The sequence below is a fragment of the Achromobacter deleyi genome (genome assembly GCF_016127315.1).
Lineage (GTDB): Bacteria > Pseudomonadota > Gammaproteobacteria > Burkholderiales > Burkholderiaceae_B > Achromobacter > Achromobacter insuavis_A.
On sequence record NZ_CP065997.1, the window covers coordinates 4,916,029 to 4,937,320 of the forward strand.

At 68.2% G+C, this 21,292-nt stretch carries 13 protein-coding genes and 1 pseudogene; 10 read left to right on the forward strand and 4 right to left on the reverse strand.

Annotated elements, in window-relative coordinates; all coding sequences use genetic code 11:
* Window positions 1–19 precede the first annotated feature (19 nt).
* The 3 genes from I6I07_RS22330 to I6I07_RS22340 all read right to left on the reverse strand — a co-directional run bounded on the left by I6I07_RS22330 (window position 20) and on the right by I6I07_RS22340 (window position 2,864).
* Window positions 20–427 (reverse strand): DoxX family protein, encoded by a 408-nt coding sequence (locus I6I07_RS22330; RefSeq protein ID WP_006390061.1) that lies wholly within the window; start codon window positions 425–427, stop codon window positions 20–22.
* 171 nt (window positions 428–598) lie between these two features.
* A complete protein-coding gene (gene dbpA / locus I6I07_RS22335) occupies window positions 599–1,987 on the reverse strand; it encodes an ATP-dependent RNA helicase DbpA (protein WP_198483758.1) in 1,389 nt (462 codons plus the stop codon).
* Between the two features lie 118 nt (window positions 1,988–2,105).
* Entirely contained in the window at window positions 2,106–2,864 is a 759-nt protein-coding gene (locus I6I07_RS22340; RefSeq protein ID WP_198483759.1) for an IclR family transcriptional regulator, read from the reverse strand.
* A 160-nt stretch (window positions 2,865–3,024) separates the two neighbouring features.
* Between I6I07_RS22340 and xsc the strand changes: the two genes are divergently transcribed.
* From xsc to I6I07_RS22390, 10 genes and pseudogenes are all read left to right on the forward strand, one after another.
* On the forward strand, window positions 3,025–4,836 hold the full coding sequence (xsc, locus tag I6I07_RS22345) for a sulfoacetaldehyde acetyltransferase (protein WP_198483760.1): 1,812 nt from the start codon (window positions 3,025–3,027) through the stop codon (window positions 4,834–4,836).
* 4 nt (window positions 4,837–4,840) lie between these two features.
* Window positions 4,841–5,770 carry a bifunctional enoyl-CoA hydratase/phosphate acetyltransferase gene (locus I6I07_RS22350; protein WP_198483761.1) on the forward strand — a complete coding sequence of 310 codons (930 nt, stop codon included), beginning with the start codon at window positions 4,841–4,843 and terminating at the stop codon, window positions 5,768–5,770.
* 131 nt (window positions 5,771–5,901) lie between these two features.
* Complete coding sequence (locus I6I07_RS22355) at window positions 5,902–7,488, forward strand: ABC transporter substrate-binding protein (protein WP_198483762.1); 1,587 nt, start codon at window positions 5,902–5,904, stop codon at window positions 7,486–7,488.
* Window positions 7,489–7,500: 12 nt separating this feature from the next.
* Complete coding sequence (locus I6I07_RS22360; RefSeq protein WP_198483763.1) at window positions 7,501–8,469, forward strand: ABC transporter permease; 969 nt, start codon at window positions 7,501–7,503, stop codon at window positions 8,467–8,469.
* A pseudogene (locus I6I07_RS22365) lies at window positions 8,466–9,369 on the forward strand (ABC transporter permease). The gene I6I07_RS22360 and the pseudogene I6I07_RS22365 overlap by 4 nt, the downstream one beginning before the upstream one ends.
* On the forward strand, window positions 9,369–11,000 hold the full coding sequence (locus tag I6I07_RS22370) for an ABC transporter ATP-binding protein (RefSeq protein ID WP_198483764.1): 1,632 nt from the start codon (window positions 9,369–9,371) through the stop codon (window positions 10,998–11,000). Before I6I07_RS22365 ends, I6I07_RS22370 begins: the two are co-directional and overlap by 1 nt.
* Window positions 10,993–12,672: an amidohydrolase gene (locus tag I6I07_RS22375; RefSeq protein WP_198483765.1), complete on the forward strand. Its 1,680-nt coding sequence runs from the start codon at window positions 10,993–10,995 to the stop codon at window positions 12,670–12,672. Before I6I07_RS22370 ends, I6I07_RS22375 begins: the two co-directional genes overlap by 8 nt.
* Before the next feature lies 1 nt (window position 12,673).
* Entirely contained in the window at window positions 12,674–13,696 is a 1,023-nt protein-coding gene (locus I6I07_RS22380; RefSeq protein ID WP_198483766.1) for a CobW family GTP-binding protein, read from the forward strand.
* A gap of 123 nt (window positions 13,697–13,819) precedes the next feature.
* Window positions 13,820–14,212, forward strand: a complete 393-nt coding sequence (locus I6I07_RS22385; protein ID WP_198483767.1) for a nuclear transport factor 2 family protein — start codon at window positions 13,820–13,822, stop codon at window positions 14,210–14,212.
* 39 nt (window positions 14,213–14,251) lie between these two features.
* Window positions 14,252–15,682: an NAD(P)/FAD-dependent oxidoreductase gene (locus tag I6I07_RS22390; RefSeq protein ID WP_198483768.1), complete on the forward strand. Its 1,431-nt coding sequence runs from the start codon at window positions 14,252–14,254 to the stop codon at window positions 15,680–15,682.
* A 72-nt stretch (window positions 15,683–15,754) separates the two neighbouring features.
* Here the strand turns inward: I6I07_RS22390 and I6I07_RS22395 are convergent, their stop codons facing one another.
* On the reverse strand, window positions 15,755–21,121 hold the full coding sequence (locus tag I6I07_RS22395; RefSeq protein ID WP_198483769.1) for a S6 family peptidase: 5,367 nt from the start codon (window positions 21,119–21,121) through the stop codon (window positions 15,755–15,757).
* Between the last annotated feature and the right edge of the window lie 171 nt (window positions 21,122–21,292).

The window sequence follows — 21,292 nt, forward strand, 5'->3', positions numbered from 1 at the left end:
GCGGGTTGCGCCGCGGCGCTCAGTTCCAGCGGCCGCCGTTGCCGGCCAGGCTGAAGCGGCCGGCGCCCATGAAGGCGATGGCCAGGGCCGTGAACAGGAACATGCCCTGAAGTTCCAGCGCCCAGCCGCCGTTGTTGGTCAGGCTGCCGATCTGGCCGGTGTGCGCCAGCAGGATCGCGACCACCATGTTGATGGCGATGATCAGGCCGCCCAGGCGGGTGTAGATGCCGACGATCAGCAGCACCGGCGCGAGGATTTCGCCGATGTAGACGCCATAGGCCAGGAAGCCGGGCAGTCCGTGCGAGGACAGCATGCCGCCAATGCCGCCGACGCCGCCGCCGGTGATCTTGAACAGGCCGTGGAGCAGAATCAGAATGCCGAGGGTCAGGCGCAGGATCAGCTTGCCGGTGTCATCGGACTTGATCATGGTGGATTTCTCTTTTGATGGTTAAGGGATGCAATGCGCCGATTGGAGCGCACGCTGAGCCTTTGGTTCCCGCTCCCACGCCAGGGTGGCGCGAGGTGGGCCATTATTGCAAATCCCGAATATGACCATCAAGCGTTTACGTCCGCGTGGCGGGCGCCCGCTGACGAATGCTTACAGTTCCTCGAGGTAGCGCATGCGGAAGCGCCGGCCCTTGATGTTGCTGTTGGACAGGCGCGAGAAGGCCTGCTTGGCGATCTTGCGGTCCAGCGCCACGTAGGCGTTGAACTCGGTGATGTTGATCTTGCCGACCTGCTCGAAGGCCAGGCCGCCGTCGCCGGTCAGGGCGCCCAGCAGGTCGCCGGGGCGCAGCTTGTCCTTCTTGCCACCCTGGATGCACAGGGTCACCATCGGCGCGCGCAGCGGCCGGTCGGCCTTGGGCCGCAGCGACTTGAGGTCGCCCCAGGTCAGGGGCGAGCCCTGGTATTGCTCGATCAGGTTGGCCCAGCGCATCTCGTCGGGCGAGCACAGGCTCAGGGCCAGGCCCTTCTGGTCGCCGCGGCCGCTGCGGCCGATGCGGTGCACGTGGACCTCGGTGTCCTTGGTCACGTCGACGTTGATGACCGCGCCCAGGTTCTGGATGTCCAGGCCGCGCGCGGCCACGTCGGTGGCCACCAGCACGGCGCAGCTCTGGTTGGAGAACTGGATCAGGATCTCGTCGCGCTCGCGCTGTTCCAGGTCGCCGTTCAGCGCCAGGGCGCTGATGCCCTCGGCCTGCAGCCGCTCGACCAGGTCGTGGCTGCGGATCTTGGTGTTGCAGAAGGCCAGCGTCGTGACCGGGCGGAAATGCGCCAGCAATTTGGCCACGGCATCCAGGCGCTCGCCCGGGTCGATCTCGTAGAAGATCTGCTCGATGCGGCTGGCGTCGTGCTGGGCCTCGACCTTGACCTCGGCCGGGTTGCGCAGGAAGCGCGCGCTCAGCTTGCGGATGTTGTCGGGGTAGGTGGCCGAGAACAGCAGGGTCTGGCGCTTGGCGGGGCAATGCGAGGCGATCGCCACGATATCGTCATGGAAGCCCATGTCGACCATGCGGTCGGCCTCGTCCAGCACCAGCGTGGTCAGGCCCGACAGGTCGAGGCTGCCGCGTGCCAGGTGGTCCTGGATGCGGCCGGGCGTGCCGACCACGATGTGGGTGCCGCGCGCCAGCGATTCGGCCTGCGGGCGCGCCGCGGCGCCGCCGCACAGCGTCAGGATCTTGACGTTGGCGATCTGGCGGGCCAGCCGGCGCAGTTCCTGCGCCACCTGGTCGGCCAGTTCACGGGTCGGACAGAGCAGCAGCGCCTGCGGCGCCAGGCGCGTGGGATCGAGCTTCTGCAGCACGCCCAGGCCGAAGGCCGCGGTCTTGCCGCTGCCGGTCTTGGCCTGCGCGATCAGGTCGCGGCCTTCCAGGATCAGCGGCAGGCTTTGCGCCTGGATCGGCGTCATGTGCTCGAACCCCAGGCTTTGCAGGTTGTCGAGCAGGGCGGGTAGGAGGGGCAGGGTGGTAAAGGGCGTCTGGGTCACGGTGAGGCTCTCGCAGGAACTGCGATAAATACGGATTCGGCCGACAGTGTAAGGCCTGGGGCCTCGGCGCGGCCCGGCGCGGTGGCGCGGCGCAGGCGGGCGCCGGCCGCCGGCGGGGTCAGGCCGACGGTTCGTAGGTGCCGGCCAGCGCACGCGCGGCCTCCTGCATGCGCGGCAGCCAGGCGCGCGCGCCGTCGATCGACAGCCGCGCCATCGGCGCGTGCAGCGCCACCGCGGCGATGGCGCGGCGTCCGCGCATGATGGGCACGGCCATGCAGACGATGCCCAGCAGGAATTCCTCGCGGTCGAAACTGGCGCCTTCCTTGCGGATCGCCAGTAGCTCGCGTTCCAGCGCGGCCGCGTCGCACAGCGTGTTGGGCGTGTAGCGCGGCAGCGGCGCCGCCGCCAGCAGCCGCGCGCGGGCCTCGCGCCGCATGTGCGCCAGGAACAGCTTGCCGCTGGCGCTGCAATGCAGCGGCACGCGCGAGCCGGGCTGCAGGTTGACGCGCAGCGGCCAGGCGGTCTCGACCCGGTCCAGGTAGATGACCTCGTCGCCGTCCAGCATGGTGCAGTTGCAGGTCTCGCCGATCTCGTCGACCAGGCTGTCGAGGATGCGGTGGCGCTCGGCCCGCAGCGGCGAATTGAGCAGGGTGTCGCGCGCCAGCAGCGCCAGCCGCGGGCCGGTGATGTAGCTCTTGCCGGCGGGCTCGCGCAGCAGCATGCCGGCGTCCACCAGCCGCGACAGGATGCGCAGCACCGACGGCTTGGGCAGGCCGGTGGCGTCGGTCAGCGCCGCCAGCGATACCGGCGCCTCGGAACCGGCGACCTGTTCCAGCAGGGTCAGCGCGCGCAGCGCCGCGGAGGATTCGTCTTTCATCTTTCAATATTTGAAGATTTGGCGAAAGGCCGCCAGGTTGGTGCGGATTCTGCAGAAAATGGAACGCTGCAGGGTGGGAAACGCCGGGCTTCTGCTGCAGTATCGGTTTACCCCGGCCAATATGCAATCCAAGCCGCGCCGGTCCGCCAGGAGAGAGACCATGAGCAGCAAGCAACACATGACCCCCAGCGAAGCGTTCGTCGAGACGCTGGTGGCGCAGGGCGTCAAGGACGTTTTCGGCATCGTCGGCTCGGCCTTCATGGACGCGCTGGACCTGTTCCCCGCCGCCGGCATCCGCTTCGTGCCGACGGTGCACGAGCAGGGCGCCGCCCACATGGCCGACGGCTATTCGCGCGTCACCGGCCGCCACGGCGTCTGCATCGCGCAGAACGGCCCCGGCATCACCAACTTCGTCACCGGCGTGGCCGCGGCCTACTGGGCCCACAGCCCGGTGGTGGCGATCACGCCCGAGACCGGCACTGCCGGCATGGGCCTGGGCGGCTTCCAGGAAACCGAGCAGCTGCCGATCTTCTCGCGCATCACCAAGTACCAGGCGCACGTCAACCGCCCCGACCGCATGGCCGAATTCACCGCCAAGGCCTTCGACAACGCGTTGGCCGAGCGCGGCCCGACCCAGCTGAACATCCCGCGCGACTATTTCTACGGCGAGATCGACGTGGCCATTCCGGAGCCGCGCCGCATCCGCCGTGGCCCCGGCTCCGAAGAGGACCTGGAAGCGGCCGCCCGCCTGTTGGCCGGCGCCAAATTCCCGGTGATCGTGGCCGGCGGCGGCGTGCTGTTCTCGGCCGGCCAGGCCGAATGCGTGGCGCTGGCCGAACTGCTGGGCGCGCCGGTGGTCACCAGCTACCTGCACAACGACGCCTTCCCGGCCAGCCATCCGCTGTGGTGCGGGCCGCTGGGCTACCAGGGTTCCAAGGCCGGCATGAAGCTGCTGTCGCAGGCCGACGTGGTGCTGGCGCTGGGCACGCGCCTGGGACCCTTCGGCACCTTGCCGCAGCATGGGCTCGATTACTGGCCGCAGGGCGCGCGCATCATCCAGGTCGACGCCGACCATCGGATGCTGGGCCTGGTGCGGCCGGTGTCGGTCGGCATCTGCGGCGACGCCAAGCCGGCGGCGGCGGCATTGGCGGCGAAACTGCGTGAGCGCGAGGTGGCCTGCGTGGCCACCAAGGCGGCCCGCGGCGAAGAGATCGCGGCACAGAAAAACGCCTGGGAAAAAGAACTGGACGGCTGGTCGCACGAACGCGACGACTGGAGCCTGGACATCATCGAGCATGGCGGCGGCCGCATGCATCCGCGCCGCATGCTGCGCGAGCTGGAGCGCGCCATGCCCAGGCACGTGATGGTGTCCACCGACATCGGCAACATCTGCTCGGTGTCCAACAGCTACCTGCGCTTCGACGAGCCGGATTCGATGCTGGCCGCCATGAGTTTCGGCAACTGCGGCTACGCCTTGCCGGCCCTGATCGGCGCCAAGCTGGGCCGGCCCGACCGGCCGGCGGTGGCCTACGTCGGCGACGGCGCCTGGTGCATGAGCTTCCAGGAACTGCTGACCTGCGTGCGTGAGCGCATCCCGGTCACGGCGGTGGTGTTCCACAACGGCCAGTGGGGCGCCGAGAAGAAGAACCAGGTGGACTTCTACGGCCGCCGCTTCGTCGGCAGCAACCTGTTGAACCCGAACTTCTCGGAGCTGGCGCGGGCCATGGGCGCCGAGGGCATCCGGGTCGAGCATGCCGACCAGGTCGGCGCGGCCTTGCAGGCGGCGTGCAAGGCGCAGTCCGAGGGCAAGACCACGGTGCTGGAGATGATGGTGAGCCAGGAACTGGGCGACCCGTTCCGGCGCGACGCGCTCAAGCAGCCGCTGCGCCTGCTGGACAAGTACAAGCGCTACGTCAACCAGCCGTTCCAGCCCGGCGAGGTGCCGCTGCCGATCGATCCGGTGCGCGGCTGACGCCATGGCCAGCGACCGCTTGTTCGAGCCGCTGCGCGCCGCGGCGCTGTCGGCCGGGCGGGTGCGCACGGCGGTGGCCTATCCGCTGTGCGCGTCCAGCCTGGGCGCCGCCGTGCAGGCCCGCGAGGCCGGCTATATCGAGCCGCTGCTGGTCGGGCCAGCGGCCCGGCTGGCGGCCCTGATGGCCGAGCTGGGCCTGCGCCCCGGCTCGCTGGAGATCGTCGACACCCCCGACGATGAAGCGCTGGCCGCGCGCGCCGCGGCCGGCCTGGCGCGCGACGGCGCGGTCGGCATGCTGATGAAGGGCAGCCTGCACACCGACCACTTCATGTCGGCGGTGGTGGCGCGCGAATCCGGGCTGCGCACCGGCCGGCGCATCAGCCACGCCTTCGTGATGGCGGCGGCGGCCTATCCCAAGCTGTTCCTCCTGACCGACGCCGCCGTCAACATCGCGCCGACCCTGCAGGAAAAGGCCGACATCGCGCAGAACGCCATCGACCTGGCGCGCGCGCTGGGCGTGGCGCGGCCCAAGGTGGCGGTGCTGTGCGCCACCGAATCGGTCAACCCCGCCATGCCGGCCACGCTGGACGCGGCGGCGTTGTCGAAGATGGCCGACCGCCAGCAGATCCGCGGCGGCCAGATCGACGGCCCGCTGGCTTTCGACAACGCCATCTCGCGCCAGGCGGCCGAGCAGAAGGGCATCGTCTCGCCCGTGGCGGGCGACGCCGACATCCTGCTGGTGCCCGACATCGAGGCCGGCAACATGCTCTACAAGGAACTGACCTGGCTGGCCGGCGCGGCCACCGCCGGGCTGGTGCTGGGCACGCGCGTGCCGGTGTTGCTGACCAGCCGCTCGGACGCGGTGCAGGCGAGGGTCGACAGCTGCGCGGTGGCGGCGTTGTATGCGCGGGCGCTGGCGGCCGGCGCGCGCTGAGCCGGGTCAACCGCCGGCCTGGCACCAACAAGTCCGGCGGTTTGGTACTAAGCGGGGGCCCCCGGGTTGACTAGGCTAGCGCTACCGCCATCGTTTGAATGGCTCATGCCAACAATACCAAGGGGTGGATGATGCGCAGCGCGACACGCGGCTTTGCCGCAATACTGACAGCATGGGCAATGGCGGCCGGCACGCACGCGGCCGTGGCCGCCGATGCGCCCAAGCCGGGCGGCACGCTGGTGATCGGCTCGACGCAGGTGCCGCGGCACCTGAATGGCGCGGTGCAGTCGGGCATCGCCACGGCGTTGCCCAGCGCCCAGTTGTTCGCCAGCCCGCTGCGCTACGACGCCGACTGGAAGCCGCAACCCTACCTGGCGCAGTCGTGGGAACTGGCGCCGGACGCGAAATCGCTGACCCTGCACCTGCGCCACGACGCGCTGTTCCACGACGGCCAGCCGGTGACGTCGGCGGACGTGGCGTTCTCGGTGATGGCGGTCAAGCAGAACCATCCGTTCCAGAGCATGCTGGCGCCCGTCGAAAGCGTCGACACGCCCGATCCGTATACCGCGGTGCTGCGCATGAGCCGGCCGCATCCGGCGATCCTGCTGGCGCTGTCGCCGGCCCTGATGCCGGTGCTGCCCAAGCACATCTACGGCGACGGCCAGGACCTGAAGAACCATCCGCGCAATTCCGCCAACGTGGTCGGCTCGGGCCCGTTCATGCTCAAGGACTTCAAGCCGGGCCAGGAGATCGTGCTGGAGCGCTTCGACAAGTTCTTCGAAAAAGGCAAACCCTACCTGGACCGGGTGGTGGTGAAGATCAATCCCGACGCCACCAACCTGCTGATCGGGCTGGAGCGCGGCGACATCGGCGTGCTGCCGTACATGACCGAGCCGACCATCCTGCGCCGCGCCAAGGACAACCCGCAGATCGTCATGACCAGCCGTGGCTACGAAGGCATCGGCGCGCTCAGCTGGCTGGCGTTCAATACCGCGCGCAAGCCGCTGGACGACGTGCGCGTGCGGCAGGCGATCGCCTACGCCACCGACAAGGGCTTCATCACCAAGGCGTTGAACGCCGGCTTCGCCCAGCCGGCGGACGGGCCGATCGTGGCCTCCAGCCCCTTTGCGACCCAGGACCTGAAGAAGTACCCGCTCGATCTGAAGAAGGCCGAGCAGTTGCTGGATGACGCCGGATTCAAGAAAGACGGCAAGGGTGAGCGCATGACCCTGACGGTCGATTACATGCCCGGCAGCGACGTGCAGGGCAAGAACGTGGCGGAGTACCTGCGCAGCCAGCTCAAGAAGGTGGGGATCGCGATCCAGGTGCGCGCCTCGCCCGATTTCCCGACCTGGGCCAAGCGCATCGCCAGCCATGATTTCGACATGACCACCGACCTGGTCTTCAACTGGGGCGATCCGGTGATCGGCGTGCACCGCACCTACCTGTCGAGCAATATCCGCGACATCATCTGGACCAACACCCAGTCCTACAAGAACCCCAAGGTCGACGAATTGCTGGAACAGGCCGGCACCGAAACCGACGAGGCCAAACGCCGCGCGCTGTATGCGCAGTTCCAGCAGATCGTGACCGAGGATCTGCCGATCGATTTCCTGACCGTCATTCCGTACCACACGCTGTCGTCAAAGAAGGTGCATGGCCTGCCCGATGGCATCTGGGGCCTGCTGTCGCCGCTGGACGATACCTATCTGCAATAACGGGAGGCGGCCATGTTGCGCTATCTCGCGCGTCGGATCGGCTATGCCGTGGTGTTGCTGCTGGCGGTGGTGACGCTGAATTTCCTGTTGATCCACATCTCGCCCGGCGATCCGGTCGAAACCATCGCCGGCTCCATGGGCGGCATCAGCGAGGAACTGCGGGCCCAGCTGCGCGTCCAGTACGGGCTGGACCGGCCGTTCCTGGTGCAACTGGGGCTGTACCTGTCGCAGGTGGCGCGCGGCGACCTCGGCCATTCGTACTTCTTCAACCTGCCGGTGGCCCAGCTGATCTGGGAGCGGGTGCCGGCCACGCTGCTGCTGGTGGTGACCGCGGTGTCCAGCGCCTTCGTCGTGGGCACGGCGCTGGGCACGCTGGCGGCGCGCAAGCCCAACGGGCCGTTGTCGCAGGGCATCACGCTGCTGTCGATCGTGGGCTATTCCGCGCCGGTGTTCTGGACCGGCATCATCCTGATCATCCTGTTCGCCTCGGCGCTGCCGTGGTTCCCGGTGTCGGACATGCGTTCGGCGGGCGGTCCGCAGGACGGCTGGGCCGGCGCGCTGGACGTGCTGCACCACCTGGTGCTGCCGGCCTTCACGCTGGCGTTCGTGTACCTGGCGCAATACAGCCGGCTGGCGCGCGCCAGCGTCATGGATGCGCTGGCGGCCGACTACATCCGCACCGCCCGCGCCAAGGGGCTGCCGGAGCGCATCGTGCTCTACCGGCACGCGCTGCGCAACGGCGTGCTGCCGGTGGTGACCATGCTGGGGCTGCAATTCGGCAACGTGCTGGCGGGCGCCATCCTGGTGGAAACGGTCTTCAACTGGCCGGGCCTGGGCCGGCTGGCGTTCGATTCCGTGCTGCGGCGCGACTATCCGACCCTGCTCGGCATCCTGCTGTTCGCGTCCCTGCTGGTGGTGGTGATGAACCAACTCACCGACCTGGCCTACCGGCTGATCGATCCCAGGATAAAGACCTCATGAGCCACGTTCCTCCCGTGTTGTCCGGCGCCGTCGCGGCGGTGGCCGCCCGCCCGGCGCGGCCGTCGTACGAAGCGCTGCGCGCGTTCGCCCGCAATCCGGGCGCGCTCGTCGGCTTGCTGTTGCTGGCCGCCATCCTGGCGGTGGTGCTGTTCGGCCCGCTGCTGATGCAGGCGGATCCGTTCGAGATCGCCAGCGCGCCCATGGAGCCTCCCGGCGGCGAGCTGCTGCTGGGCTCCGACTACCTGGGCCGGGACGTGCTGACCGGCATGATCTATGGTGGCCGCGCCACCTTGCTGGTCGGCGTGGTGGCGGCGGTGCTGTCGATGGCCATCGGCATCACGGTGGGCGCGCTGGCCGGCTACTACGGCGGCTGGGTCGATGAAACGCTGATGCGCATCACCGAGTTCTTCCAGGTGCTGCCGGCGCTGTTGTTCGCCATGGTGCTGGTGACGCTGTTCTCGCCCTCGCTGGGCACCATCGCCGTGGCGATCGGCGTGGTCAGCTGGACCGCCACCGCGCGCCTGGCGCGCGGGGAATTCCTGAGCCTGAAGCGGCGCGAATACGTGCTGGCCGAACGAGTGATCGGCTCCAGCAACGCGCGCATCATCTGGCGCGTGATCCTGCCCAACGCGCTGCCACCGCTGATCGTCTCGGCGACGCTGGCCATCGGCACCGCCATCCTGTTCGAGGCCGGCCTGTCTTTCCTGGGGGCTGGGCGATCCCAACGTGATGAGCTGGGGCCTGATGATCGGCAGCAACCGGCCCTACATCCTGACCGCCTGGTGGGCGGTGACGCTGCCGGGCGCGGCCATCTTCCTGACGGTGCTGGCGGTCAGCCTGATCGGCGACGGCCTGAACGATGCCCTCAACCCCAAGCTGGCCAGCAAACGGAGGGCCTGATGAGCGCACTGCTTGAAGTCCGCGATCTCGGCGTGTCCATCACCCACGGCGGCACGACGGTGGTGCGGGGGGTGTCCTATACCGTCAACCGCAACGAGATCCTGTGCGTGGTGGGTGAGTCCGGATCAGGCAAATCCGTCACCGCGCACGCCATCATGGGCCTGCTGCCGCCGGAGCAACTGCGCGTGACCCAGGGACAGATCCTGTACGGCGGCCGCGACCTGGTCGGCCTGTCGGCGTCGGAGTGGCAGGGCCTGCGCGGCCGAAAATTCGGCATGGTGTTCCAGGAACCCATGACGGCGCTCAATCCCGTCATGCGGGTGGGCCGGCAAGTAGAGGAAGTGCTGGCCTGGCACACCAGGCTGGACGCCGGCGCCCGCAGGCAGCGTGTGCTGGACCTGTTCGGCCAGGTGTTGCTGCCCGACCCGCGGGCCATGTACCAGGCCTTTCCGTTCCAGCTGTCCGGCGGCCAGCGCCAGCGCGTGGTGATCGCGATGGCGCTGGCGCTGGAGCCGGACGTGTTGATCGCCGACGAGCCCACCACCGCGCTGGACGTCACCACGCAGGCGCAGATCCTGGCGCTCATCAAGGACATCCAGCGGCGCATGGGAATCGGCGTCATCTTCATCACCCACGATTTTGGCGTGGTGGCCGATATCGCCCACCGCATCGTGGTGATGCGCCAGGGCGCGGTGGTCGAGGCCGGAACGGCCGAAGAGATCCTGAACCGGCCACGGCATCCCTACACCCGCCAATTGATCGCGGCCGTCCCGCACAAGCCCGAGGGCAAGGATGAAGCCGCCGCCACGCCCGCGCTGATGACGGTCGCCAATCTCTGCAAGACCTACGTCACCGGCGGGCGCCGGGTCGACGCCCTGCGCGATATCTCGCTGGAGATCCGGCAGGGCGAAACCCTGGGACTGGTCGGCGAGTCCGGCTCGGGCAAGTCGACCCTGGGCAGCGCCCTGATCGGGCTGGTGGCGCCCGACAGCGGCAGCGTGCGGCTGGACGGCCGTGAACTGGTGGGCATGACGCCACGGGATTTCCGTCCCTACCGGCGCCAGATCCAGATGGTGTTCCAGGACCCGTACGCCTCGCTCAACCCCCGCCAGCGCGTCGTCGATTCGGTCGCGCAGGGCCCCATCGGCTTTGGCGTGAGCCGCCAGACCGCGCTGCGCGAAGCCCGCGAACTGCTGGCCCTGGTGGGGCTGGGCGGCGACGCGGGCGAGCGCTATCCGCACCAGTTCTCGGGCGGCCAGCGCCAGCGGGTCGGCATTGCCCGGGCGCTGGCGCTCAAGCCGCGGCTGCTGGTGGCCGACGAGGCGGTCTCGGCGCTGGATGTGTCGATCCAGGCGCAGGTGCTGGATCTGCTCAAGACCGTCAGCGGCCAGTTCGATCTGTCGGTGCTGTTCATCACGCACGATCTGCGCGTCGCGGCGCAGATCTGCGACCGCATCGCCGTGATGCGGCACGGGCAGCTGGTGGAGCTGGACCGCGCCGCCACGATTTTCTATCACCCGCGACACGAATACACGCGCCGCCTGATGGATTCGGTGCCGGGCAAGGCCTGGAACAAGCCCGACCTGCAGGCGCTGTCGGACACCACGAACGGGAGCACGCAACATGCATGACACGCCGCATCCGGCGCAGGCGCAAGCCGCCGCCCGCACCACCATCTTTGCCGCCCGCGCCATCCTGACGATGAATCCGGCGCAGCCGCGCGCCACCCACGTGGCGGTGCGCGACGGCCGCATCCTGGGCGTGGGCAGCCGCGAAGACCTGGCCGGCTGGGGCCCCGCCGAACTGGATGAGCGCTACGCTGACCACATCCTGATGCCGGGGCTGGTGGAGGGGCATTGCCATCTGCCGGAAGGCGGCATGTGGCAGTTCGCCTACGTCGGCTATTACGACCGCCGCGGGCCGGACGGCCGCGTCTGGCCGGGCCTGAAGAGCTTCGAGGCGGTGGCGGCGCGCCTCGCCGAATTCGCCGCCGGCCTGGCGCCGGACCAGACCCTGATCGGCTGGGGCTTCGACCCGATCTTCTTCGGCGGCCAGCGCATGAGCGTGCGCGACCTGGACGCGGTATCGGCAGAGCGGCCTGTGGTGGTGATGCATGCCAGCATGCATCTGATGAATGTGAACACGCCGATGCTGGCGCGCGCCGGCATCGACCGCGATACGGATATCGAAGGCATCAGCCGCTTTGCCGACGGCCAGCCCAGCGGCGAGCTGTGCGAGTTCGCCGCCATGTTCCCGGTGATGCGGCTGATCGGCAATCCGTTCCGCACCGTGGGCCTGTCCGAAAACGGCCTGCGCATGTTCGGCAAGGTGGCGCAATGGGCCGGGGTCACCACCGCCACCGACCTGGTCAACGAGCTGGGCGACGAGGGCCTGGCGACGCTGGCGCGGGTCACGGCCGAGCCCGACTATCCGGTGCGCATCGTGCCGGCGGCGTCCGCGCTGACCTATGCCGGCGACCCGGCCGCCTGCCTGGCGAAGCTGCGCGAGGCCGGCCGGCTCAACCATGGCAAGCTGCGGCTGGGCATGGTCAAGCTGGTGGTGGACGGCTCGATCCAGGGCTTCACCGCCAGGGTGCGCTGGCCGGGCTACTACAACGGCGCGCCCAACGGCATCTGGGTCATCGCCCCGGGCGAGCTGGACGCCCTGGTACAGGCCTATCACGACGCCGGCGCGCAGCTGCATATCCACACCAATGGCGACGAAGCCACCGAACTGGCGATCGACGCCATCGACCGGGCCTTGCGCCGCAGCCCGCGGCGCGATCACCGCCACACCCTGCAGCATTGCCAGATGGCGGACGCGGCGCAGTTCCGCCGCATGGCCAGTCTGGGCATGTGCGTGAACCTGTTCGCCAACCACATCTTCTACTGGGGCGATGCCCACCATGCCCTGACCATGGGGCCGGACCGCGCCAACCGCATGGACGCCTGCGCCTCGGCCGCGCGGGCGGGCGTGCCGTTCGCGATCCATTCGGATGCGCCCATCACGCCGCTGGGGCCGCTGTTCACGGCCTGGTGCGCCGTCAACCGCCAGACCGCCTCGGGCCGGGTGCTGGGCGAGTCCGAGCGCATCAGCGTCGAAGCGGCCTTGCATGCCATCACCCTGGGCGCGGCCTACACGCTGCACATGGACCACCTGGTCGGCTCGATCGAGGTCGGCAAGCACGCCGATTTCTGCGTGCTGCGCGACGATCCGCTAGCGGCGCCGGCGCAACGGCTCAAGGACATCGAGGTGCTGGGCACCGTCATCGGCGGCCGGCCGCTGGCGCCGCGGGCGGCGTGACATGGGGCGCATTCCGCTGACGGTGGTGGGCGGCTTCCTGGGCGCCGGCAAGACCACCTTGCTGAACCACGTGCTGGCGGCCGGTGGACGCCGCGCCGCGGTGCTGGTCAACGATTTCGGGCCGGTGGACATCGACGCTGGCCTGCTGGCGGCGCGCGCCGACAACGTGATCCGGCTGGCCAACGGCTGCGTCTGCTGTTCAATGGCGGGAGGCCTGGACGACGCGCTGGCGCGGGTGCTGGCGCTGGACCCGGCGCCCGAGTGGATCGTGATCGAGGCCAGCGGGGTGTCCGACCCCGGACGCATCGCGCAAGTGGGCCTGTCGGATCCGTTGCTGCAACGGGAGGCGGTGCTGGTGCTGGTGGACGCCGGCGGCATCCGCGACACGCTGGCGGACCCGCTGCTGGCCGACACGGCGCAGCGCCAGCTGCGCGCGGCCGACCTGCTGGTGCTGAACAAGACCGACCTGCTGCCGCCGGACGAGCTGCCGGCGCTGCGCGATTGGCTGCGGGCGCAGTCGGACGGGGCGCCGATCGTGTCGACCCGGGAAGCGCGGGTGGATCTGGGCGCGTTGGCCGGAGCGACGGCATGCGGCCATGCGACGTGCGCGGGCGCTTGCGACGACCTGGCGCACGGCCATGATTACCCGGCGCACGCCCACGGCGACCCGGCGCATGTCCATGGCGCGCCCGCGGATGCCGCGCGCCCTGCGCACGCAGCGCCCGCCGACGATCCGAGCCATCCGTTCCAGAGCTTGCTCTGGCCGGCGCCGGCGGTGCTGCATGCCGACCGCCTGGCCGAGGCCCTGCGGCGGTTGCCGCGCCACTGGCTGCGCGCCAAGGGCTGGGTGCGCACCGAGCGCCACGGCTGGGTGCTGGTGCAGTTGGCGGGGCGCCGGGTGCGCTTCGATACCCAGGCGGCGCGCCCGTCCGAGGTGCGGGCGCCGTCGCTGGTGTTCATCGGCATGCGGGGCATGACGCAGGGCGATGAGGTGGCGGCGCGGTTGGCGCAGGCCGCCGCCTGACGCCGGCGCCGGTCTGGTGCAAGCGATTTGCCGTGTCTGGTTCTAGACCCTTCCTGACCCCCCGCGTACCTTGGGTTTACAGCCTGGGCGCATGCCGCGCCCGGCGATCGAGGAGGGTAGGCAATGCACAAGACCGTCACCGTGGACATGCTGGCCGAGTTCGCGGCCGCCTGGAACCGCCACGATATCGACGCCCTGATGTCCTTCATGAGCGACGACTGCGTCTTCGAAACGGTGGGCGGTCCCGAGCGCTGGGGCGCCCGGCACAGCGGCCGCGAGGCCGTGCGCGCGGCCTTCGAGGCGGCCTGGAAGAGCTTTCCCGATGCGCAATGGAACAACGGCGGCCACTGGGTGGCGGGCGACCGCGGCGTGTCCGAATGCACCTTCACCGGCACGGCGGCGGACGGCTCGCGGGTCGAGGCCGACATGGTCGACGTCTTCACGTTCCAGGACGGCAAGATCCGCGTCAAGAACGCCTTCCGCAAGCAACGCCCGGCGCTGTCGGCCCGCGCCTGAGCCGACGCCGCCACCGGACACCGCCCCATGGATGCCGCTATGTCTTCCGATCTGTCGAATACCGCCGGTACGTTCGTCGATCCCGCCGGCGCGCCGGCGGCCAGCCCGGCCGCCAGCGCCTACAACCCGACCTACGACCCGCTGGTGTCGCCGCCGGGGCGCGGACAGGAATACGCGCCCACCTACTGGGTCGCCACGGCCGGACCGCCGCCGGCGGACGACGGGCCGATCCAGAGCGACATCGAGGCCGACGTGGTCATCGTCGGATCAGGGTTCACCGGCCTGTCGGCGGCGCTGGCGCTGGCGCGCGACTACGGCGTGCGGGCGGTGGTGCTGGAGGCCAACCGCGCCGTGTGGGGTTGCACCAGCCGCAACGGCGGGCAGGGCCAGAACGCCTCGGGCCGGCTGTACCGCTCGCAATGGATCGAACGCTGGGGGCTGGAGACCGCGCGGCGCCTGGATGCCGAGATCCACGAGGGCTTCGACTACTGGAAGAGCCTGGTGGCGCAGATCGACTGCGACGCGCAACCCGGCGGCCATCTCTACACCGCGCACCGCGAGAAGAAGATGGACTTCCTGCGCAACGAGGCGCGGGTGATGCGCGAGCAGTTCGGCTACGACACCCGCATGCTGACCCGCGACGAGCTGCGCGAACGCTACGTCGATGACCACGAGGCGATGGGCGCTCTGCTCGAACCGGACGGCATCGGCGTGCATCCGCTGAAACTGGCCTATGGCTACATGCGGCAGGCCCGCGCGCTGGGGGTGCGGCTGCATCCGGGCAGCCCGGTGCTGGGCTGGACCGAAGAGGGCGGCGGCTACCGCCTGCAGACCCCGGGCGGCACCGTGCGCGCCCGGCGCGTGGCGTTCGCGACCGGCGGCTACACGGCGCAGGGGGTGAACCGGCTGCTGGACAACCGCATCATGCCGATCCTGTCCAATTCCATGGTGACGCGGGCGCTGACGCCGGACGAACGGGCGCAGGCCGGCCTGAAAAGCACGGTGTTCATCACCGATACCCGCACCCTGCGTTTCTACTACCGGCTGTTGCCGGATGGCCGCATGCAGATCGGCAGCCGCAGCGCGCTGCGCGGCGCCGACGCGCAACACCCGCGCCACCTGGCGCTGCTGCGCCATGGCCTGGCGCGCAAGTTCCCGGCGCTGCGCGGCATCGACGTGGACTACGCCTGGACCGGCTGGGTCGACGTCAGCCACGACATGATGCCGCGCATCACCCAACCCGATCCGGCGCGCCAGGTGTTCTACGCCTTCGGCTACGGCGGCAACGGCGTGGCGTTCTCGGCGCATGCCGGCCGGCGCCTGGCGCAGCGCATGATGGGGCAGGATGGGGTCAGCTGGAATTTGCCGATTTACAACACGCCGCTGCCCGGCCACCTGTTCGCGCCGTTCCGCCGGATCGGCCAGGCGCTGCTGTACCGGTGGTACTACCTGCGCGACGAGGTGCTGTAGCGGCGATGGCGGCGGCCTGTGCCGGCGCGCGCGGCTACCGGCGGACGGTATCCGGGGGCGCGCCGGCTTCGTTCAAAACTGATAGCGCACACCGACCTGGCCGCTGTAGTCGTGTTTCAGTTTGCCGGCGAAGCTGCTTTCGACCTGGCTGTAAACGCGCCAGTTGGGCGACAGCCTGGCGTTGAGCGACACGTTGACCAGATAACGGCTGTCGTCCGCCATCGGATTGCTCAACCTGTCTCCCGGAACGCTGTTGTTCAGGATCTCGACACTGCCGCCGCGCCGCAGGTTCTGCAGCCGGAACAGCCCCGCGGACAGGGTCAGCGCATGCTGTTCGTCCGACTCCAGGGTCAACCCGGCAGCGGCGCCGATCTTGGCATAGATCGGCGTGCTGGCATTGATCCGCACATCGACGCTGTTGTCGGCGCCATGCAGCGTATAGGCGCTGGCGCGGCCGGTGGCCACTTCGATCGAGGGTTCGACGAAGGCGCGGCCATTGAACAGGTTCTGCCGCCATCCCGCCTGCACGCTGGCCAGCAGCGACGTGGATCGCGCGTCCTGGCCGTCGATGTTCAGGTTGGCCGGCAGATGGTAGGCCTGGCGGGTTTTCAAGTACTTGGCGACGACGTCGATGAAGGGGCCGTTCTCGTTGATCCACGCGTAGTAGACGCCGATGCCGCCCGTGGTGTGCTTTTCCGACAGATCGCCTTCTCCTCGGGCGGACCCTTGGGTGTAGCTTCCCATGACGCCATACAACTGCCTGCCCAGCTTGCGGTCAAGACCCAGTTGCAGCGTGGTGTGTTTCAGGTGCAGTTGCTCGTAGTCGGCCTGGCCCTGGCTGGTCTTGAACCATAGCCCGGCTTGTTCATTCAATTGGCGCACGTCTCCCAACCGTTTGTTGAGCTGGTTGGTCTCAAGCACGAAAGCGACCTTCGGCAGGCTGGCCAGCACGCTGGTGCGGAGGATTTGCCGCCGTACCGAGGTAATCTGCTTGATGGTGTCATCGTTCGCGGTGATGCCGGATTGTTGCAACCGGTCGATGATTCCCCCGCGCGATTGCAGGGCGTCCAAGTCGGACAGTCTCAATGAGAATGGCGTGAACAGCGACAGGCCGCCCGTGCCGCGCGCGGCGGTACCCGTATCCGGTGTACCGACAGGGGTCGGATCCAGGCCGGGTTCCTTCTCGGCTTGCGGGGCGGCGGGACCGGTGGAACCCGTGTCGGTGGGGGTATCGACGGGACCGGTGACGCCCGTGTCGGCGGGGTTATCGGCAGGGCCGGTGGAACCCGTGTCGGTGGGGGTATCGGCGGGACCGGTGGAACCCGTGTCGGTGGGGGTATCGGCGGGACCGGTGGAACCCGTGTCGGCGGGGTTATCGGCAGGGCCGGTGGCGTCCGCGCCGGGAGGCGTGTCGGTCGATCCGGTGCCGAGCGGGGGCTCTGCCTTGTCGCCGCCACCGGCATCGCCTGGCAGCGGCGTCGTCGGCGCATCGCCGGGCGTCGGTGTCTCGCCGGGCGGCAAGGCCTCCGGGCGCCCCTTGTATGCCAATTGCCATTTCTTCAGCGTGCCGTTGCTGACGATTTCCAGATTGGGCGTGTAGACGGTGAGCCCCTGCGTGACGGAGCCGGGTTTGAAATAGCTGTCCGCCGTCGTCACGGGGGCGGCTGCCAGCAGCAGGGCGCCGCTGCTGTCGGGCGGCACGGGGTCGTGTACCAGGAGCGTGAGATCCAGGCTGTTGTCGCCGCCCTGGGCCACGGTGGTGATGAGGATGCTGTCGCTTTCGCCGCTTTGCGGCCGCGCGCTCAGGGCGAAATGCACGCCGCTGGCGATCAGCGTGTCGGTCTGCAGGGTGTGCGGGGTCCAGTCCGCGCCGGGTTGGGACAATTCCACGCGACCCGCCGTCGGCAGATGCAGCAAATCGAACTGGCGATCTTGCGTCAGCCGCCAGGGGGCATCGCTGCGCAGGCTGATGAGCCGCCATTGCCGTTGGTCCGCGTCATGGCTGACCGCAAGGCCGCCCAACCATGGATTGCCCTGGGCTGGCGTATCGGCGACATCGACGTTTGCGAAAGCCTGCTCCAGCGTGAACAGGTCTGCCGGCGTGGATGATGGGGCGCTCACCAGCAGCGTTTCCCTGGCTTGCGTGGCAGCGCCGCTTCGAGGGATGCCGAAATCGGTGATTCGCAAGCGGTTGCCGCTGCCGTCAAGCTGGGTGCTGACCGTCAACTGGTCATGCTCGCCGCTGGTCGGGTCGACGCGCAGGGCAAACACGCTGTCCGATGCGGCAACGGTGTCGACGGTCAGCGTGTAGGACGCCTTCGTCGTCCCGGCCGGAGGCGGATTCAATGCCAGCGCAGAGCCGGGATTCGCCCGCGTCATGAACGCCTGTTGCGTCAGGTCCTTGTCGTCGAAACCCAGGATCGCGTTGCTGGCGCGCAGCGATTTCAGCGTGGAATCGCCCGTGATGATCCAGCGGGAATGGTCGTTTGCCTGCATGTCCGCCTGGGCGGCGCTCACGGCTCCGGCATACACGGTCTGGGGCGGCGCGGTTGCGGCCGGCGTGCCCAATGTGATGTGGCTTGCCGTCAGGCTGGAGATATCGCTGAACGAATGGCTGCCGGGCGCCATGTGCACGCTGGCATCGCTGCCCAGCAGATGGATGCCGTTGGTGAAGTAATCGGCCGGGCGGATGTCGGTCGATGGCAGGCTCGCGGTGTTGCCGGACAGCGTCAGCGCCGCGCCGTCGGCCACCGTGATGACGCTGTCGCCATACCAGCCGGCGGCTCCCCGCAGATGCGCGCCGCGGTGCAGCGTCAATGCGCTGGCGGTGAAGCGGCTGTAGCCGGTCAACGTCGCCTGATCTGAAAAGACATTGATGGCGCTGTCGCCGGCATCGATGGCGCCCGCGAATTGCTCGTGGATGTCCAGTGTTGAGTGTCCGCCCACGGAAACCTTGCCCTGGTAACGGCTCTTGTCGGCGTCCGTGCTGGCGATGGATGTGCCTTTCAGCGGTTCCTGGCCCAGGGGTCCGCCATCGTTCCTGTTGAGGTACAGCAGCGGGCTGCCCAGGATGACCTGCGCGCGCTCCGCGACAATGTCGCCCAGCAGGGTGGCGTTGCGTGACAAGCGGAAAGTGGTGTCTGTCAGCGCCAGTTTCCCGACGGCGAACTCGCGCGTTTCCCAATCCGGCTGGTCAAACGACACGGATTGCGTCCGGACGGAGTCATCCCCGAGATCGAGCAGCTTGCGCGCATCATCCGGGGTGTTGATCGCATGGATCACCGGGTGGCCCTGGAAGACCAGTTCGCCTTGCCGCTGCGTGAACGAGTTTTCGCCGAGGTCCATGCCGCCGTCGGCGATGAACACCGCCTGCGACGGGTTGGCGATGCTGACGTCGATATTGCCCTGCAGAGTTCCCGGGAAGATGAATTCCGACTGTCCGGGGAAGTACGCCCGTTTGCGTTCATTCGCCTTCGTCAGCGCGACCTCGCGGACTTGTCCCACGTATTCCCAGTAGTCCTCGCTGACGGGGGTGCTGTAGGCGGGGAAATTGTCTTGTTTCAAGACATAGTAGTCGGCCCCTTTCTTGTACAGGTCGCCCCGCTGTCCGGTTCCCGACCTGATGGGCATCAGTATGTAATCGCTTACCGTTGGCGGGGCCACGGGCGCGACGTTGATGGTTACGGTTGCGGTCTTCGTCGCGGTGTTGGTGATCGTGGCGCCATGGTCTTTGGCATTGGCGTGCAGTCGATTGAACGTGATGTCATTGCCATTGAGGTTCAGGACCCCGCCGCGAGCGCCCCATTGGATACGGTCGGGGTCGACCTGCCTGCCGTCGCCAAGCACGACTTCGGCGCGGCCGCTGGACAGGGTGATGCCGTCGAACGCCTGGACGCTGCCGCCTGCGTCCGGCCGTTGCGACAGAATCACCTTGCCGTCACCCACTTTCAGGCCGCCCGGGTTGACGCCTTGGCCCGCGATGGTCAGGGTGCCGCGGCCGATCTTGTGCAGGTTGTCGCCGGCCACGCCGTTGACGCGCCAGACGACGGTGGCGCTTTCCTTGACGTCGATGCCGCCGCCCATCCAGGTCTGGTCCGTTTCCGGGGAAACCTCGTAGCTGTCGTGGAAGGTCAGCGAACCGGCTCCCTGGTTGATGGTGTCTTGCAAGGTGATTTCGCCACGGCCCGTGCCGTCTGCGGTGCGCAAGGACAGGTTCTTGCCGGCGTCGAGGCCTTCGAAGTCGAGCGCGCTGTTGGCGTCCGCATAGCTCAGGCCCGGCGTCTTCTTGTAGCCATGCATCAGGAACTGGCGGTCCTGCTGGGTCAGGCTGCCCACGCCCTGCGCGCGATCGAATGACCATTGCAACGGGCCTTTGCCTGCCGCGAAGACCACTTCCGGATCATTGTCCTTGTCGAAAACGCTGGCGATAAAGTCCGATGGAAGGTGCGACCAGTAGACGTAACTCGCATCGTCGGGCAATTTAAGATCCGCCGTCACGCCAGCAAGCACCCACTGCTTATGCTCGGCATCCCAGGCGAACAATGGGGAACCGCTGTCGCCGTGCAGCGCGAATGAGGGCAACAGGCCGTTGTCTCCCCGCGCGACGACAAACGTCTCATTCGACCATGTCGGCGTCACGATGCCGCCTGTCGCCCATTTGTACGCATAACCGAGCTTATGCGCGCCGGGCGGGATTGCGATCGTTTCGTTCGCGGAGTCGAGGCCCCTTTCGGGATGATCGCCGACGAACTGGATACCCATGCCGACACGATAGAACAATGGGAATCGCTTTTTCTCTTCTTCTGTCCAGAGATCCGCATCGCCCATGGAAAGCAATGGTGTCGACGTGCGCGCCACCGGAAAGGTGGCGACTGGCGCCACGTCGGTGGCCAGTTTGCCCAGCCGGTTGAGATCGAAATCCCATTCCTGGGTCCAATCCCTCTCGCGGTGGTAATCCGGGTGCACGTCCCTGCGGATCTGGGAGTAGGTCGCGCCGGCAAAGCGGGTGCTGTCATGTCTGCCATTGTGCGCCACGCCGGCGGTGTATTGCGGTGCGATCAACGTTGCGATCCCGTTGTCGTCGCTGACGCTGGAGAAATCGATGAACGGAATGTCGCCGCTCAAGCGGCCGCGCAGGGCGCCCGATTTGTCGTGGATGGGAGCGCCCAGCGCGCCAGGCTGGAAAGCCCCCTTGTTTTCGGCGAAATCCCGGTAGGTCTGGTAGGGGATGTCGATGCTTACGTAACTGGCGCCCGCGATGCCTGGACACAGGCTGGCGAACAACAGGGGCAGGGCGGCCGATAGCTTGCCGATCGGCATTCTTGCGCTGGCCGACCGGGGGGTGGCCGTCGTCGAGCCACGTTTGCGTCCGCCGCATAACTCGGATACCGCGATCAACTGGTGCCGATGATCATATTTGAGTGAGTAGATCTTGTTCATGGTGATGGGACGTGCGCCCGTTGGAAGGGGGGGCTGTCGCGGCGGGTTTTCTCGACATCGCTGCAAACGCGGCGGGCGGCATTTCCTGGCCGCCCGTTCGGAAATCAAGCAAGGACGCGCAGGAGGATTCCCGGAAGAAATCCTCCTGCGCGTCCTTGCTGGAATGGGATT